Source organism: Streptomyces sp. V3I8 (genome assembly GCF_030817535.1).
Taxonomy (GTDB): Bacteria; Actinomycetota; Actinomycetes; order Streptomycetales; family Streptomycetaceae; genus Streptomyces.
On the sequence record NZ_JAUSZL010000002.1, the window covers coordinates 6,721,480 to 6,736,302 of the forward strand.

Below are 14,823 nucleotides of genomic sequence, written 5' to 3' on the forward strand. Positions count from 1 at the left end.
CTTCGCCCCGCTTTTCTCATGTTCTGTTCATGGAGCCCGCGGCGCACCCGCGGCGGTCGACGGCGCCGCGGCGGTCAGCCCGGCAGGGACAGCACGAGCTCGTCGATCTCGGCGCCCCGCGCGTGCGCGAACCCCCGGGCCCGGGCGGTCACGCGGAAACCGCACTTCTCCAGGACCCGCAGCGACCCCGCGTTGTCCGCCGCCGCCCGCGCGTACAGCGGCCGCTCGGGCACGGCGGCGAGCAGTGCCCCCAACGCCGCCGTGGCGACGCCGCGCCCCCAGTGGGTGCGGTCGACCCAGTAGGTGACCTCCCGCTCACCGGGCGAGCCGTACACCGCCGCGCTGCCGACGACGTCCCCGTCCACGAGGATCGTGCGCACCACGGCGGACGAGGCGCGCACCCGCTTCCAGTGGGCGTCGAACGCGTCCCGGTCGGCCGGGTCCTCGGCCGTGAAGGCGGCCATCCGCACGGACTCGGGATCGTTCATCTGCCGGAAGAAGACCGGCAGGTCGCTGTCGTGGACCTCACGCAGCACGGTCTCCACGTCAGAGCCTCCGGGTCGCGAGCGTCAGCCGGTCCCGCGCGTCGAACAGCGCGTCCTTCACCATCTGCTCGTGCGCGGGCGTCAGCCGCGCCACCGGCACCGAGCAGCTGATCGCGTCCCGCGCGGGCGTCCGGTAGGGGATCGCCACGCCGAAGCAGCGCAGTCCCAGCGTGTTCTCCTCGCGGTCCACGGCGAACCCCTGCTCCCGCACGAGGTGCAGCTCCTCGATGAGCTTCTCCCGGTCGGTGATCGTGTGCTCGGTCAGCGCGGGCAGCGTCTGGGGCAGCAGCTTGCGTACCTGCTCGTCCGTGTGCGTCGCCAGGAGCGCCTTGCCGAGGGACGTGGAGTGGGCCGGCAGCCGGCGCCCCACGCGCGTGAAGGGACGCAGGTAGTGCTGCGACTGGCGGGTCGCGAGGTAGACGACGTTCGTGCCGTCGAGACGGGCGAGGTGGATCGTCTCCGTGGTGTCGTCGGAGAGCCGGTCCAGCGTCGGCCGGGCCGCGGCGACGACCTCGTCGCCGTCGATGTACGACGTACCGACGAGCAGCGCCCGTACGCCGATGCCGTAGCGCGTGCCCGTGGCGTCGGTCTCGACCCAGCCGAGCTCCACGAGCGTGCGCAGTAGCATGTAGAGGCTGGACTTGGGGTACCCGACGGCCTCCTGCACGGCGGCCAGGGAGTGCATCCCGGGGCGCCCGGCGAAGTACTCGAGCAATTCAACTGTCCGTACCGCGGACTTGACCTGCGCCCCGCCGCCCGTCTCGCCTGCCGACATCGGCCTTGACCCCCTAGTTCGCCGGGAAATAGTCTCGACAGCATATTCACCATCAGAGACAGCGTTCAGCATATCGAACGCCCCTGGTGAGTGGCACACGTACTGCGGCATTACATCTGGAGGGACCCGCGGTGGCAGCAGCACCAGTCTGGAGTGTCGACCCCCGAACCGGGAAGCAGCGCGAGCAGGTTGCGGTGGAGGCCACAGCCCAGGAGGTGGACGAGGCCGTCCGTGCCGCGCACGCCGCCCGGGGGGCCCTCGCCGACCGCACGGTCCGCGCGGCCTTCCTGCGTACCGCGGCCGACCTGCTCGAGGAGGCCAAGGAGCACCTCGTGGAGGCCGCCGACGCGGAGACCGCGCTCGGCCCGGTCCGGCTCACGGGCGAACTCGCCCGCACCTGCTACCAGCTGCGGGCTTTCGCTGACATCGTGGACGAGGGCGAGTTCCTCGGTGTCGTGATCAACCACCCCGACGCCACCGCGACGCCGCCGATCCCGGACCTGCGCCGCTACAAGGTGCCGCTGGGCGTCGTCGCCGTGTACTCGGCGTCGAACTTCCCCTTCGCCTTCTCGGTCGCCGGCGGCGACACCGCCAGCGCGCTCGCCGCGGGCTGCCCGGTCGTCGTCAAGTCGCACCCCGACCACCCGGGCCTGTCCGAGCTGGTGGCCTCCGTCCTGCGCCGGGCCGCCGTGCGGCACGACATCCCGGACGGCGTCCTGGGCCTCGTCCACGGCTTCGAGGCGGGCGTCGAGCTGGTCAGGCACCCGCTGGTGTCGGCCGCCGGCTTCACCGGTTCGGTGCGCGGCGGACGCGCCCTCTTCGACGCGGCGGCGGCGCGGCCCGTGCCGATCCCGTTCCACGGCGAGCTGGGCTCGCTGAACCCGGTCGTGATCACCGAGGCCGCGGCGGCCGAGCGCGCCGAGGCCATCGGTACGGGGCTGGCGGGCTCCATGACGCTGGGCGTCGGCCAGTTCTGCGTGAAGCCGGGTCTGGTGCTGGCGCCGGCCGGCGCGGCGGGCGACCGCCTGCTGAAGTCCCTGACGGACGCGGTCAGCGACACCGACGCGGGCGTCCTGCTCGACCACCGGATGCGCGACAACTTCGTCGCGGGGGTCGCCGAGCGGGCCGAACTGCCCGAGGTGGACGCGCCCGTGACACCGGGATCGGGCGGGGAGCACACGGTGAGCCCCGGCTTCCTGACGGTCCCGGCGCAGAAGCTGGCCGCCGAGAGCGAGTACGACCTGCTGCTCGAGGAGTGCTTCGGCCCGGTGACCGTGGTCGCCCGCTACGAGGACCAGACCGAGGCGAACGCGGTGCTCGCGCGGCTGCCCGGCAACCTCACCGCGACGGTCCACCTGTCCGAGGAGGAGGCGGCCGGCGAGGGACGCGGCGCGGAGATCCTCGCCGAACTGACGCCGCTCGCGGGACGGGTGCTCGTGAACGGGTGGCCCACCGGGGTGGCCGTGGCGCCGGCCCAGCACCACGGAGGGCCCTACCCGGCCACCACCTCGACGTCGACGTCCGTGGGCGGGACGGCGATCGAGCGGTGGCTGCGGCCGGTCGCGTACCAGGGCGCGCCGGAGGCGCTGCTGCCGCCGGAGCTGCGCGACGACAACCCGCTGGGGCTGCCCCGGCGGTACGACGGGCGTCTGGAGCGGTAGCGCTCCGCTTGCAGCCGCAGCGACGACGGACCCGCGGCCGTATGCCGGCCGCGGGTCCGTCGTGGCCGGGCGCGCAGTTCCCCGCGCGCCTTTCAAGGGTGCGGGGAACTGGCAGACTCGGGGCATGGATCTGGACATACCTGAACTTCCCTTCTCCCTGCGCTCCTACGGACCCGACGGGCACTGGTCGTACGAGGACGGGGTGCTGACCGGGTGGGCGGGGGCACGGCAGGACCGGTTCGTGCCGCCCACCGACGAAGGGCTGGACCCCGCCTCCGACGCGCCGCGGCTGCTCGGAGCGCCCGAAGGGGACTTCCAGCTCATCGCGCGCGTCACGGTCGGCTTCGCCGGTGCCTTCGACGCGGGTGTCCTCTACGCGCACGTGGGCGAGCGGGCCTGGGCCAAGCTCTGCCTCGAGAACTCCCCGGACGTGCCCACCGTCTGCACGGTCGTCACCCGGGGCCGTTCCGACGACGCCAACTCCTTCACCGTCGACGGCAGCTCGGTCTGGCTGCGGATCAGCCGCACCGGCCGCGCCTTCGCCTTCCACGCGTCGAAGGACGGCGAGCGCTGGACCTTCGTCCGCCTGTTCACCCTGGCCGACGAGAAGGAGACCGGCGCCGCCCTGGTCGGCTTCATGACCCAGTCGCCGATGGGCGAGGGCTGCGTGGTCACGTACGACCACATCGCATTCCGCCCGGACTGGCCGGCGGATCTGCGGGACGGTCGCTGAATTTCAGGCCTGCTTTTGAAAGCAGGCCTGATCCGGCTTTTATTCATTGCAGCTTCCCATGAACTTCTGCCCGGTTTCCCAAAGCCTAAACACTGCAGTTTCGCGAACGCCACTCTTGTAATTCGAGCAGGTCTCAGGGTGGTTTCGTCCTTGTGACGCAATCCACAATCGGTCCTTTTCGTCCGGTATTTTCCTGACAAAGTGGCGGTTTCAGCCGAGCCCACGCGCTGCCCGCGCCCGCGTGATAACACAAGCACTTCGCTTGTGTAACCCTTCCCGGCGGTGCAATTTTGATTTTTGCTGGGTAAATTCAACCGACATGACCGCCGCACAAGCAGACCTGCAAGCGGAATTCCTGGAAATGCCGGAAGGGCTTCGGATCGACCGTCCGCACGTGACGGACGGAGCCGCTCTCTGGCGCATCGCCAAGGACTCCGGAACCCTCGACCTGAACTCCTCCTACAGCTATCTGCTGTGGTGCCGTGACTTCGCCGGCACCTCCGCGGTGGCACGTACGGCCGACGGCGAACCGGTCGCCTTCGTCACCGGATACATCCGGCCCGAGCGCCCCCGCACACTCCTCGTGTGGCAGGTGGCCGTCGACGCGGCGCAGCGCGGACGCGGTCTCGCCGCCGCGCTCCTCGACGGACTGACCCGCCAGGTCGCCGGCCGGCACGAGCTGACCTCCCTGGAGACCACGATCTCCCCGGGCAACACCGCGTCCGAGCGGCTGTTCACCTCGTACGCCGCACGCCACGGCGCGGACGTCGAGCGTGAGGTCCTCTTCGACACGGGGCAGTTCCCCGACGGCCCGCACGACCCCGAGGTGCTGTACCGCATCGGCCCCCTGTCGTTCTGAACCCCCCACGCCCGAGGAGCACCGCCGTGACCATCACCCAGCCCGACCTGAGCGTCTTCGAGACCCTGGAGTCGGAGGTGCGCAGCTACTGCCGCAGCTGGCCCACCGTGTTCGACCGCGCCCAGGGCAGCCGCATGTACGACGAGGACGGCCACGCGTACCTCGACTTCTTCGCCGGCGCCGGCTCACTCAACTACGGACACAACAACCCGGTACTGAAACGGGCCCTGATCGACTACCTGGAGCGCGACGGCGTCACCCACGGCCTCGACATGTCGACGACCGCGAAACGCGGCTTCCTGGAGTCGTTCCAGAACATGGTGCTGCGGCCGCGCGACCTGCCGTACAAGGTCATGTTCCCCGGTCCGACGGGGACCAACGCCGTCGAGTCCGCGCTGAAGCTGGCCCGGAAGGTCAAGGGCCGCGAGGCGATCGTCTCCTTCACCAACGCCTTCCACGGCATGTCGCTCGGCTCGCTCGCGGTGACCGGCAACGCCTTCAAGCGGGCGGGCGCCGGCATCCCGCTCGTGCACGGCACGCCGATGCCCTTCGACAACTACTTCGAGGGCCAGGTGCCGGACTTCCTCTGGTTCGAGCGGCTGCTCGGGGACCAGGGCTCCGGCCTCAACAAGCCCGCCGCCGTGATCGTCGAGACGGTGCAGGGCGAGGGCGGCATCAACGTCGCCCGGGCCGAGTGGCTGCGCGCCCTCGCCGAGCTGTGCGAACGCCAGGACATGCTGCTGATCGTCGACGACATCCAGATGGGCTGCGGCCGCACGGGCGCCTTCTTCTCCTTCGAGGAGGCGGGGATCGTGCCCGACATCGTGACCGTCTCCAAGTCCATCAGCGGCTACGGGCTGCCCATGTCGCTGTGCCTGTTCAAGCCCGAGCTGGACATCTGGGAGCCGGGCGAGCACAACGGCACGTTCCGCGGCAACAATCCCGCCTTCGTGACGGCCGCCGCCGCCCTGCAGACGTACTGGTCCGACGGCCCCGCCATGGAGAAGCAGACCCGCACCCGTGGCGAGCAGGTCGAGCAGGCGCTGATCTCCGTCACCGAGGAGAACCTCGCCGACGTCAAGGAGTACCGCGGCCGCGGTCTGGTCTGGGGCCTGGAGTTCCACGACAAGGCGCGCGCGGGCCGGGTGGCCCACCGGGCCTTCGAACTCGGCCTGCTGATCGAGACGTCGGGCCCGGAGAGCGAGGTCGTGAAACTCCTCCCGGCGCTCACCATCACGCCCGACGAGCTGGACGAGGGCCTGCGCGTCCTGGCCCGCGCCGTCCGCGAGACGGCCTGAACCGCACCGCCCCCACAACCGCTCCCCCCACACCCGTACATCGGCCTGAGGAGGCTTCGTAGCACCGTGATAGTCCGTTCGTTCAAGGAGATCGAGGGCACCGACCGGCACGTGAAGTCCGCGTCGGGCACCTGGGAGAGCAAGCGCGTCGTCCTCGCCAAGGAGAAGGTCGGCTTCTCCGTGCACGAGACGATCCTGTACGCGGGTACGGAGACGTCGATGTGGTACGCGAACCACATCGAGGCCGTCGTCTGCGTGGAGGGCGAGGCCGAACTCACCGACGACGAGACCGGCAAGAAGTACACGATCACGCCGGGGACCACGTACCTCCTCGACGGCCACGAGAGGCACACGATGCGGATCAAGGAGGACTTCCGCTGCATCTGTGTCTTCAACCCGCCGGTGACCGGACGGGAGGACCACGACGAGAACGGCGTCTACCCCCTGCTGACCGAACCCGAGGAGGTCTGAACGATGACGACGATCACCGACCTGTACCCCAGCCGCGGCGACACCGAGGTCTCGGTGCCCCGGCAGGACCCGGTCGTGTGGAGCGAACCCGGCACACCGGGACCGATCCCGGGGGCCGACCTGCGGTCGTACGAGCGGGACGGCTTCCTCACCGTGGACCAGCTCATCGAGGACGACGAGGTCGCGCTCTACCGGGCCGAGCTGGAGCGCATGATCGCCGACCCCGCGGTCCGCACCGACGAGCGCTCGATCGTCGAGCCGCAGTCGCAGGAGATCCGCTCGGTCTTCGAGGTCCACCGGACCAGCGAGGTCTTCGCCCGGCTCGTGCGCGACGAGCGCCTGGTGGGCCGCGCCCGCCAGATCCTCGGTTCCGACGTGTACGTGCACCAGTCGCGGATCAACGTCAAGCCCGGGTTCGGCGCGAGCGGCTTCTACTGGCACTCGGACTTCGAGACCTGGCACGCCGAGGACGGTCTGCCGAACATGCGGACGGTGTCCGTCTCGATCGCGCTGACCGAGAACCACGACACCAACGGCGGCCTCATGATCATGCCGGGGTCGCACCGCACGTTCCTCGGCTGTTCCGGCGCCACGCCGAAGGACAACTACAAGAAGTCGCTGCAGATGCAGGACGCAGGCACGCCCTCCGATGAGGCGCTCACCGAGTTCGCGTCCCGGCACGGCATCAGGCTCTTCACGGGCCGGGCCGGCTCGGCGACCTGGTTCGACTGCAACTGCATGCACGGGTCGGGCGACAACATCACGCCGTTCCCGCGCTCGAACGTCTTCATCGTGTTCAACAGCGTGGAGAACGCGGCGGTGGAGCCGTTCGCGGCGCCGGTGCGCCGGCCCGAGTTCATCGGCGCGCGGGACTTCACCCCGGTGGGGTGACCGCCCGTACCCGCGGACGACGGGCCCGGTGCGCGACTCGTGCGAGTTCGGGCACCGGGCGGCCGGTGCGCCTGCAGCGCGGGGTGGTCCGTGCAGCCCTTCGCGCCGCCGCCCCGACCCCCGGGACGGCCGCGCGGCTCCCGCGCCGGGGACCGGCTACAGCCAGGCCAGGGACGCCGTCCGCGCCAGGTACACCAGCCTCGGTGCAACTCCGCGTCCGGGGAAGGCCGTTCGGGCGTGTGGGGAGTTGGCTCCACCGGCACCACCACCTCGTGCTGCCCTTGCTGGCGCCCCCGCGGGCCGCGCGCCAGTGGGCCGGACCGTCATCCGGACAGGACGTCCAGCAGACGGTCGACGTCGGCGGTCGTGTTGTACAGGTGGAAGGCGGCCCGCAGATGGCCCGCGCGGTCGGAGACCTCGATGCCCGCCCGGCTCAGGTCCGGCTGCCGGTGGCCGAGTCCCGGCACGGAGACGATGGCCGAGCCCGGCGCCGGGACCGGCTCCTGCCCGAGAGCGGCGAGACCGGCGCGGAAACGGTCGGCGAGGCCGAGGTCGTGGGCCCGTACGGCGTCCGTCCCCAGCTCCTCGAGCAGTTCGAGGGAGTGGCGGGCGCCGGCGTACGAGAAGAGGGCGGGGCTCTCGTCGAACCGCCGCGCGGAGTGGGCGAGTTCCTCGACCGGCCCGTAACAGCTGTCCCAGGGCTTCTCTCCCGCGACCCAGCCCGCGAAGACCGGCTCGAGTCCGCCGAAGTCCGCCGGAACGACGAGGAAGGCCACGCCCCGCGGGCAGACGAGCCACTTGAAGGCGACGGAGGAGACGTAGTCGTACGCGTCCGCGTCGATCGGCAGCCATCCGGCGGCCTGGGACGCGTCGACGTACGTACGGGCGCCGTGTTCGCGCGCCGCTTCGCGCAGCGCCGGCAGGTCGGCGATCCGGCCGTCCGCGGACTGCGCCGCGCTCACCGCGACGAGCGCGGTGCCGGGACGCACCGACTCGGCGATCCGCTCCAGCGGCACCGTGCGGACCTTGAGGTCGCGGCGCACATGGAAGGGGTTCACCACGGAGGTGAAGTCGGCCTCGGCGGTGAGGACCTCGGCGCCGGCGGGCAGCGAGGCGGCGATCAGCGCGGTGTAGACGGCGACCGACGCCCCGGCCGCGACCCGGCTGCCGGGGACGTGCAGCAGGCGGGCGAAGGAGGCGCGGGCCGCCTCCACATCGGCGAACATGTCCTGCGGCCGGCCGGCCGCCACGGACTCGACGCCGGCCCGCACGGCGGCCACCGCGCGGGCCGGCAGCAGCCCGGTGGCGGCAGTGTTCAGATAGGTGTTCTTCGCGGCGAACTCGGTACGCACGAGGTTCTCGAAGGTCTCCATGGGACCACTCTGGAGCCCGCGGAACCCTTCGTCCATTGCGTTCTTTTACGTGGTTCCGCGTAGGAACGCTTATAGGTGCACGTCAGTGCTGGTGGGGCACCGCGCAGCCGTCCGGGCCGCACGCCTCGGCGCCGTCCTGGCCGGGCCGCTGGATCAGCTTCAGCGGGGAGTGGTTCGCCCACGCCTGCTCCAGGGCCTGGCCGAAGACCTCGGCGGGCTGGGCACCGGAGACGCCGTACGTGCGGTCCAGCACGAAGAACGGCACGCCGTTCGCGCCGAGCTCGGCGGCCTCGCGCTCGTCGGCGCGGACGGCGTCGGCGTACGCCGACGGGTCGGCCAGCACCCGGCGGGCCTCGTCCGCGTCCAGGCCGGCGGAGACCGCCAGCCCGACGAGCCGCTCGTCGTCGCCGAAGACGGACCGCTCCTCGGCGAAGTTGGCCCGGTACAGGGCCTGGATCAGCTCGTCCTGCCGGCCGCGCTCCTTGGCGAGGTGCAGCAGCCGGTGCATGTCGAAGGTGCTGCCGTGGTCGCGGTCGCGGGTGCGGTAGTCCAGGCCCTCCGCGGCGGCCTGGGTGCCGAGGTTCTCCTCGCCGGCCTGCGCCTGTGCCTCGCTCATGCCGTACTTCTCGGTGAGCATCCGGACGACGGGCTGGATGTCGTCCTTGGCGCGGCCGGGGTCGAGCTCGAAGGAGCGGTGCACGACCTCGACGTCGTCGCGGTGCGGGAAGGCCTGCAGGGCCTTCTCGAAGCGGGCCTTGCCCACGTAGCACCACGGGCAGGCGATGTCGCTCCAGATCTCGACGCGCATGTCTCCGACACTCCCTTTGTTCACGGTCCGGCCCCGCCGGGTACGTGAACGTTCAAGGTCCGACGGTTCATTCCCCGCGGGCCGGTGGAAGTGCTCGCGCAGTTCCCCGCGCCCCTGAAAAGCGAAAGACCGGGGCGCGGCCCCGTCTCTCAGGGGCGCGGGGAACTGCGCGGCCCGCCCCCGCGGGCCCGCGGGCGACGTCCGTCCCGCGCGGGCCGGCGGAGCGGACGTTCAGGCCGTTGTCAGAGCCGTACGCAGCGCGGCCAGGCAGCGGTCCACGACCGCCTCGTCCGCCGCCGCACCGTAGTGGTTGACGCGGATCATCGACGACGCCAGCGGCCCGCCGCCCGCGGCCAGCGGAAGGGTGGGGTCCGAAGCCAGCGCCCGACCCACCACACCGGCGGCGTCGACCCCCGGAGGGGTCCGCAGCGTCGTGGCGACCGGCGCCGCGTCCGAGGCCTCGTACACGTACGGCTCCAGCCCCCCGCCCAGCGCGAGCGCCCCCGCACGGGTGGCGGCGGCCGCCGACGCGTGGCGGGCCGTCACCGTCTCCAGCCCCTCCGCCTCGATCCGCTCCACGCACGCCTCCAGCGCCAGCATCTCCAGCTGCGCAGGAGCGTGCGGCAGCACCGTGCGCCCGGCGTCGACCCACCGCTCCTTCCAGTCCAGCAGCGACAGGTAGGAGCGCCGCGGAGCGTGCGGGTTCGCGGCCATCCGGGCCCACGCCCGCTCGCTCACCGACACCGCCGAGACCCCTGCGGGCCCGCCCATCGCCTTCTGCGCCCCGATCACGCACAGGTCCACGCCCCACGCGTCCGGCAGCACCGGCTCGGCGCCGATCGAGGCCACCGCGTCCAGGTAGAAGAGCGCGCCGTGCTCGCGTACGGCCTCGCCGATCTGCGCGACCGGGTTGGTGTTCCCGGTGGCCGCCTCCGCGTGCACCAGGGAGACGAAATCGATCTCCGGGTGCTCGGCGAGGGCCTCGCGGACCTGCGCGGCCGTGACCGCCGTGTGGAAGGGGACCGCCAGGTCGTGCACGGTCGCACCGCAGTCCCGCAGCCAGTCGCCGAACGTCTGCCCGTACGGACCCGTGATCACGTTGAGGGCCGTCGTGCCGGGACCCGCGGCGCCACGGATGGCCCCCTCCAGCGGCAGCAGTGCCTCGCCCTGCGTGATCACGACGTCCTGCGAGGTGGAGAGCAGCCGCGCCACCCGGTCCTCGATCGCCGCGAAGTGCGCCGCGCTCAGCGGTGCGAGGTCCAGGAAGGGATGGTTCACGGCGTTGCTCTCTTCACTCACGGGGTAGGCAGCAACGAGCGTAACCGCCGTCCCGCCGGCCGTCCCCCCGGCGATCACGGGGCCGGGTGCCGACCGGGCCATGGGATCGGTTTGAGAGCCTCAAACAAATCCTTATAATCAGAAGCCACAGTTCCCCCACAGGAGGTCACCCCTCGTGAAGACCGTCCCCGCGCGCCGGACCCGCATCCTGGCCGCCATCACCGCGACGGCCGGGCTGCTGCTCGTCGCAGGCTGCTCCTCGGACGACGACGGGGGCAAGAAGACCACCGCGAACGGGGTCGAACTCGTCAAGAGCGGACAGCTCACCACCTGCACGCACCTGCCGTATCCGCCGTTCCAGTCGGTGATCGACGGCAAGGAGCAGGGCTTCGACGTCGCGCTCGTCGACCTGGTGGCCGAGGACCTGGGCGTGAAGCAGCACATCCTCGACCAGCCCTTCGAGAACTTCAAGACCGGCGGATCCCTCAACTCCGGCCAGTGCGACCTCGCCGCGGCCGGTATGACGATCACCGAGGAGCGCAAGAAGAACGTCGCCTTCTCCGACCCGTACTTCGAGGCCACCCAGGGCATCCTGGCCGACAAGAAGAGCGGCATCTCCTCCCTCGCGGACCTCAAGGGCAAGAAGGTCGGCGCGCAGGCGCAGACCACCGGCGAGGAGTTCGCGAAGAGCAAGGGCCTGAACCCGGTCTCCTTCGAGTCCTCGGACGCCCTCCTCAACGGCCTGCGCACCGGCCAGGTCAAGGCCGTCGTCATCGACTACCCGGTCGTCCAGGGCTGGCTGAAGGACAAGGCCAACGCCGCCGCCTTCGAGGTCGCCGACAACATCAACACCGGTGAGGAGTACGGCTTCACCATGAAGAAGGGCAACACCAAGCTCCTCGAAGCCGTCAACAAGGCGCTGGCGGACGCGAAGTCGGACGGCACGTACAAGAAGCTGTACGAGAAGTGGATCGGCCCGTACGACGAGAACGCCGCCTCCGCTTCCCCGTCCGCCTCCTCATGAGCGAGGCCGGCACCCGGGACCGGCCCCGCCGGAAAGGCCTGAGCAGGCGGCAGAAGCGGGCCGTGTCGCGCGGCGTCCAGTACGCGGTGTTCGTCGCCGCGCTGGTCGCCTTCGGCGTCACGGCCGACTGGGAGCAGCTGCGCAACCAGTTCGCGCAGGTCGACCTGGCCGAGCGGATGTTCCCGGACATCATCACGCTGGCTCTGAAGAACACCGTCCTCTACACAGTGTCCGGCTTCGTCTTCGGCCTCGTCCTCGGCGTGGTCGTCGCCCTGATGCGGCTCTCGTCGGTCGGCCCGTACCGCTGGCTGGCCGGCATCTACATCGAGATCTTCCGCGGACTGCCCGCCCTGCTGATCTTCATCTTCGTGGGCGTCGCCGTGCCACTGGCGTTCCCCGGCACGGAGATCCCCGGCGGCACGTACGGGAAGGTCGCGCTCGCGCTCGGCCTGGTGGCCGCCGCGTACATGGCGGAGACGATCCGCGCCGGCATCCAGGCCGTCCCCAAGGGGCAGATGGAGGCGGCCCGTTCGCTGGGCTTCTCCCATGCCCGGGCGATGGTCTCCATCGTCATCCCGCAGGCGTTCCGCATCGTGATCCCGCCGCTCACCAACGAGTTGGTCCTCCTGTTCAAGGACTCCTCGCTGGTGCTGTTCCTCGGGGTCACCCTGGAGGAGCGCGAACTGTCCAAGTTCGGGCGCGACCTGGCCAGCGAGACCGCCAACTCCACACCGATCCTGGTGGCGGGCCTGTGCTACCTGCTGGTCACGATCCCGCTCGGTTTCGTCGTACGCCGCCTCGAGACGAAGGCCGGGGAGGCCACCAAGTGAACACCGAGAAGAGCGACGACGGCCGGGACGGCGGCGGTACGCCGGAGATCCGGGTCCGCGGTCTGCGCAAGGCCTTCGGCGACAACGAGGTGCTGCGCGGCATCGACCTGGAGGTCGGCGCCGGTGAGGTGGTGTGCGTCATCGGCCCCTCCGGTTCCGGCAAGTCGACCCTGCTGCGCTGCGTGAACCTCCTGGAGGAGCCGACCGGCGGGCAGGTCTTCGTCGGCGGCACCGAGATCACCGACCCGGACGTCGACATCGATGCCGTACGCCGCCGGATCGGCATGGTCTTCCAGCAGTTCAACCTCTTCCCGCACCTGACGGTGACCGACAACCTGACGCTGCCGCAGCGCCGGGTGCTGGGCCGGGGCAAGGAGGAGGCCGCGCAGGTCGCCGCCGAGAACCTGCGGCGCGTCGGGCTCTCCGAGAAGGCGACGGCCTATCCCGGCTCGCTCTCCGGCGGCCAGCAGCAGCGCGTCGCCATCGCCCGGGCGCTCGCCATGGGCCCCGAGGTGATGCTCTTCGACGAGCCCACCTCGGCGCTCGACCCGGAACTGGTCGGGGACGTCCTCGCCGTGATGCGGATGCTCGCCGACGAGGGCATGACCATGATGGTCGTCACCCACGAGATGTCCTTCGCACGCGAGGTCGCCGACCGGGTCGTCTTCATGGACGGCGGCGTCATCGTGGAGCAGGGCCCCCCGGCCCAGGTCATCGGCGCCCCGACTCACGACCGGACCCGCCACTTCCTCTCCCGCCTGCTGGACCCGGCGATGGCGGACGTGGAGGAGGGAACCCCGGACCGGTCGGGCAAGCCCCTTTAGAGGCGCGGAGAACTGCGCGGCCGGCCCTCGCCGGCCGGCCCCACCGGCCTGCAGCCGACGCACATGCCTGACGAACTAGGCTGCCGCACATGAGTGAACAGCCGGCGGTACTGCACGTGAAGGGCCGGGTACTGGTCGCCCCCGACGACGCCAGGGACGAACTCTGGGTCGTCGGCGGCAAGGTCACGTACGAGCGGCCCGCCGCCGCCCGGGACGTCCGTACCCTCGACGGCTGGGTCCTGCCGGGGCTGGTGGACGCCCACTGCCACGTGGGCCTCGGCCCGCACGGCGCGGTCCCCGACGACGAGTCGCAGAAGCAGGCCCTGGCCGACCGGGAGGCCGGGGCGCTGCTGCTCCGGGACGCGGGTTCGCCCGCGGACACCCGGTGGGCCGACGACCGCGACGACCTCCCGAAGATCATCAGGGCGGGCCGCCACATCGCCCGCACCCGCCGCTACATCCGCGGCTTCGCGCACGAGATCGAGCCGGCCGACCTGGTCGCGTACGTGGCCCGGGAGGCCCGCCGCGCGGACGGCTGGGTCAAGCTGGTGGGTGACTGGATCGACCGCGGAACGGGCGATCTCGCCGCCTGCTGGCCGCGCGACGCGGTCGAGGCGGCGATCGCCGAGGCACACCGGCTCGGCGCCCGCGTCACCGCGCACTGCTTCGCCGAGGACTCGCTGCGGGACCTCGTCGAGGCGGGCATCGACTGCGTCGAGCACGCCACCGGGCTGACCGAGGACACGATCCCGCTCTTCGCCGAACGAGGCGTCGCGATCGTCCCGACCCTCGTCAACATCGCGACCTTCCCGCGGCTCGCCGCCGCGGGCGACGCCGGCTACCCGCGGTGGTCCGCGCACATGCGGCGGCTGCACGAGCGGCGCTACGACACCGTGCGCGCCGCCTACGACGCCGGCATCCCGGTGTTCGTCGGCACCGACGCGGGTGGCACGCTCCCGCACGGTCTGGTGGCGGCGGAGGTCGCCGAGCTGGTGACCGCCGGCATCCCGCCCGTGGCCGCGCTCTCGGCCACCACCTGGGGTGCCCGCGCCTGGCTGGGACGGCCCGGCCTGGAGGAGGGCGCTCCGGCCGACCTCGTCGTGTACGAAGAGGATCCGCGGGCGGACGTCCGCGTCCTCGCGGCCCCGAGCCGGGTGGTCCTCAACGGCCGGGTCCACTGACACAGAGTGACCGCGAGCGCGGGTGTGCGGGATCCGTCCTCCCTCTGCCGCCCGGAGGAACGTACGTGCCGGGTGATTCGAGGCGACCCCGTACGTCGCGGGTGGGGCGGTCGCGCTGCTCGCCGCGGGGGGTGGGGCGGTGGCCCTGTCCCGGCGTCGGAGGGGCTGACCACCTAGGGGCGCCCCCCGACGGGCCGGGTCGCGTGTCGGCTGCGGGCCGGTGGGGGCCGGTCGCGCAGTTCCCCGCGCCCCCGGCGGGGCGGGGCGCAGCC

General features: G+C 71.5%; 15 protein-coding genes and 1 pseudogene. 11 read left to right on the plus strand and 5 right to left on the minus strand.

Annotated features, from left to right (window positions below):
• Positions 1 to 74: 74 nt before the first annotated feature.
• Both QFZ75_RS29675 and QFZ75_RS29680 read right to left on the minus strand, forming a co-directional pair.
• Positions 75 to 545: a GNAT family N-acetyltransferase gene (locus tag QFZ75_RS29675; RefSeq protein ID WP_307541758.1), complete on the minus strand. Its 471-nt coding sequence runs from the start codon at positions 543 to 545 to the stop codon at positions 75 to 77.
• A gap of 1 nt (position 546) precedes the next feature.
• Entirely contained in the window at positions 547 to 1,320 is a 774-nt protein-coding gene (locus QFZ75_RS29680; RefSeq protein WP_307541760.1) for an IclR family transcriptional regulator, read from the minus strand.
• Positions 1,321 to 1,451: 131 nt separating this feature from the next.
• On the opposite strand from QFZ75_RS29680, the gene QFZ75_RS29685 reads away from it, so the two are divergent.
• From QFZ75_RS29685 to thpD, 6 genes are all read left to right on the plus strand, one after another.
• Complete coding sequence (locus QFZ75_RS29685; protein ID WP_307541762.1) at positions 1,452 to 2,981, plus strand: aldehyde dehydrogenase (NADP(+)); 1,530 nt, start codon at positions 1,452 to 1,454, stop codon at positions 2,979 to 2,981.
• A gap of 124 nt (positions 2,982 to 3,105) precedes the next feature.
• Positions 3,106 to 3,714 carry a DUF1349 domain-containing protein gene (locus tag QFZ75_RS29690; RefSeq protein WP_307541764.1) on the plus strand — a complete coding sequence of 203 codons (609 nt, stop codon included), beginning with the start codon at positions 3,106 to 3,108 and terminating at the stop codon, positions 3,712 to 3,714.
• Between the two features lie 319 nt (positions 3,715 to 4,033).
• On the plus strand, positions 4,034 to 4,573 hold the full coding sequence (gene ectA / locus QFZ75_RS29695; protein WP_307541766.1) for a diaminobutyrate acetyltransferase: 540 nt from the start codon (positions 4,034 to 4,036) through the stop codon (positions 4,571 to 4,573).
• Between the two features lie 26 nt (positions 4,574 to 4,599).
• On the plus strand, positions 4,600 to 5,871 hold the full coding sequence (ectB, locus tag QFZ75_RS29700) for a diaminobutyrate--2-oxoglutarate transaminase (RefSeq protein ID WP_307541768.1): 1,272 nt from the start codon (positions 4,600 to 4,602) through the stop codon (positions 5,869 to 5,871).
• A 66-nt stretch (positions 5,872 to 5,937) separates the two neighbouring features.
• On the plus strand, positions 5,938 to 6,342 hold the full coding sequence (locus tag QFZ75_RS29705; protein WP_189770351.1) for an ectoine synthase: 405 nt from the start codon (positions 5,938 to 5,940) through the stop codon (positions 6,340 to 6,342).
• Positions 6,343 to 6,345: 3 nt separating this feature from the next.
• On the plus strand, positions 6,346 to 7,233 hold the full coding sequence (thpD, locus tag QFZ75_RS29710) for an ectoine hydroxylase (RefSeq protein WP_307541769.1): 888 nt from the start codon (positions 6,346 to 6,348) through the stop codon (positions 7,231 to 7,233).
• Between the two features lie 323 nt (positions 7,234 to 7,556).
• On the opposite strand, the gene QFZ75_RS29715 is transcribed toward thpD, so the two are convergent.
• From QFZ75_RS29715 to QFZ75_RS29725, 3 genes are all read right to left on the minus strand, one after another.
• Positions 7,557 to 8,606 (minus strand): aminotransferase class V-fold PLP-dependent enzyme, encoded by a 1,050-nt coding sequence (locus tag QFZ75_RS29715; protein WP_307541771.1) that lies wholly within the window; start codon positions 8,604 to 8,606, stop codon positions 7,557 to 7,559.
• 82 nt (positions 8,607 to 8,688) lie between these two features.
• A complete protein-coding gene (locus QFZ75_RS29720; RefSeq protein ID WP_307541773.1) occupies positions 8,689 to 9,414 on the minus strand; it encodes a DsbA family oxidoreductase in 726 nt (241 codons plus the stop codon).
• 231 nt (positions 9,415 to 9,645) lie between these two features.
• On the minus strand, positions 9,646 to 10,692 hold the full coding sequence (locus tag QFZ75_RS29725; RefSeq protein WP_307541775.1) for an alanine--glyoxylate aminotransferase family protein: 1,047 nt from the start codon (positions 10,690 to 10,692) through the stop codon (positions 9,646 to 9,648).
• Between the two features lie 175 nt (positions 10,693 to 10,867).
• Here QFZ75_RS29725 and QFZ75_RS29730 point away from each other — a divergent pair, with 175 nt between their 5' ends.
• The 5 genes and pseudogenes from QFZ75_RS29730 to QFZ75_RS29750 all read left to right on the plus strand — a co-directional run.
• Entirely contained in the window at positions 10,868 to 11,716 is an 849-nt protein-coding gene (locus tag QFZ75_RS29730; RefSeq protein WP_307541777.1) for a transporter substrate-binding domain-containing protein, read from the plus strand.
• The gene (locus QFZ75_RS29735) at positions 11,713 to 12,546 is read left to right on the plus strand and encodes an amino acid ABC transporter permease (RefSeq protein ID WP_307541779.1); all 834 of its coding nucleotides are present in this window, start codon (positions 11,713 to 11,715) and stop codon (positions 12,544 to 12,546) included. Before QFZ75_RS29730 ends, QFZ75_RS29735 begins: the two co-directional genes overlap by 4 nt.
• Entirely contained in the window at positions 12,543 to 13,370 is an 828-nt protein-coding gene (locus QFZ75_RS29740) for an amino acid ABC transporter ATP-binding protein (RefSeq protein ID WP_307541780.1), read from the plus strand. Before QFZ75_RS29735 ends, QFZ75_RS29740 begins: the two co-directional genes overlap by 4 nt.
• An 89-nt stretch (positions 13,371 to 13,459) precedes the next feature.
• The gene (locus QFZ75_RS29745) at positions 13,460 to 14,551 is read left to right on the plus strand and encodes an amidohydrolase family protein (RefSeq protein WP_307541782.1); all 1,092 of its coding nucleotides are present in this window, start codon (positions 13,460 to 13,462) and stop codon (positions 14,549 to 14,551) included.
• Between the two features lie 94 nt (positions 14,552 to 14,645).
• Positions 14,646 to 14,720: pseudogene (locus QFZ75_RS29750) on the plus strand (hypothetical protein); the annotation flags it as partial.
• Positions 14,721 to 14,823: the final 103 nt, after the last annotated feature.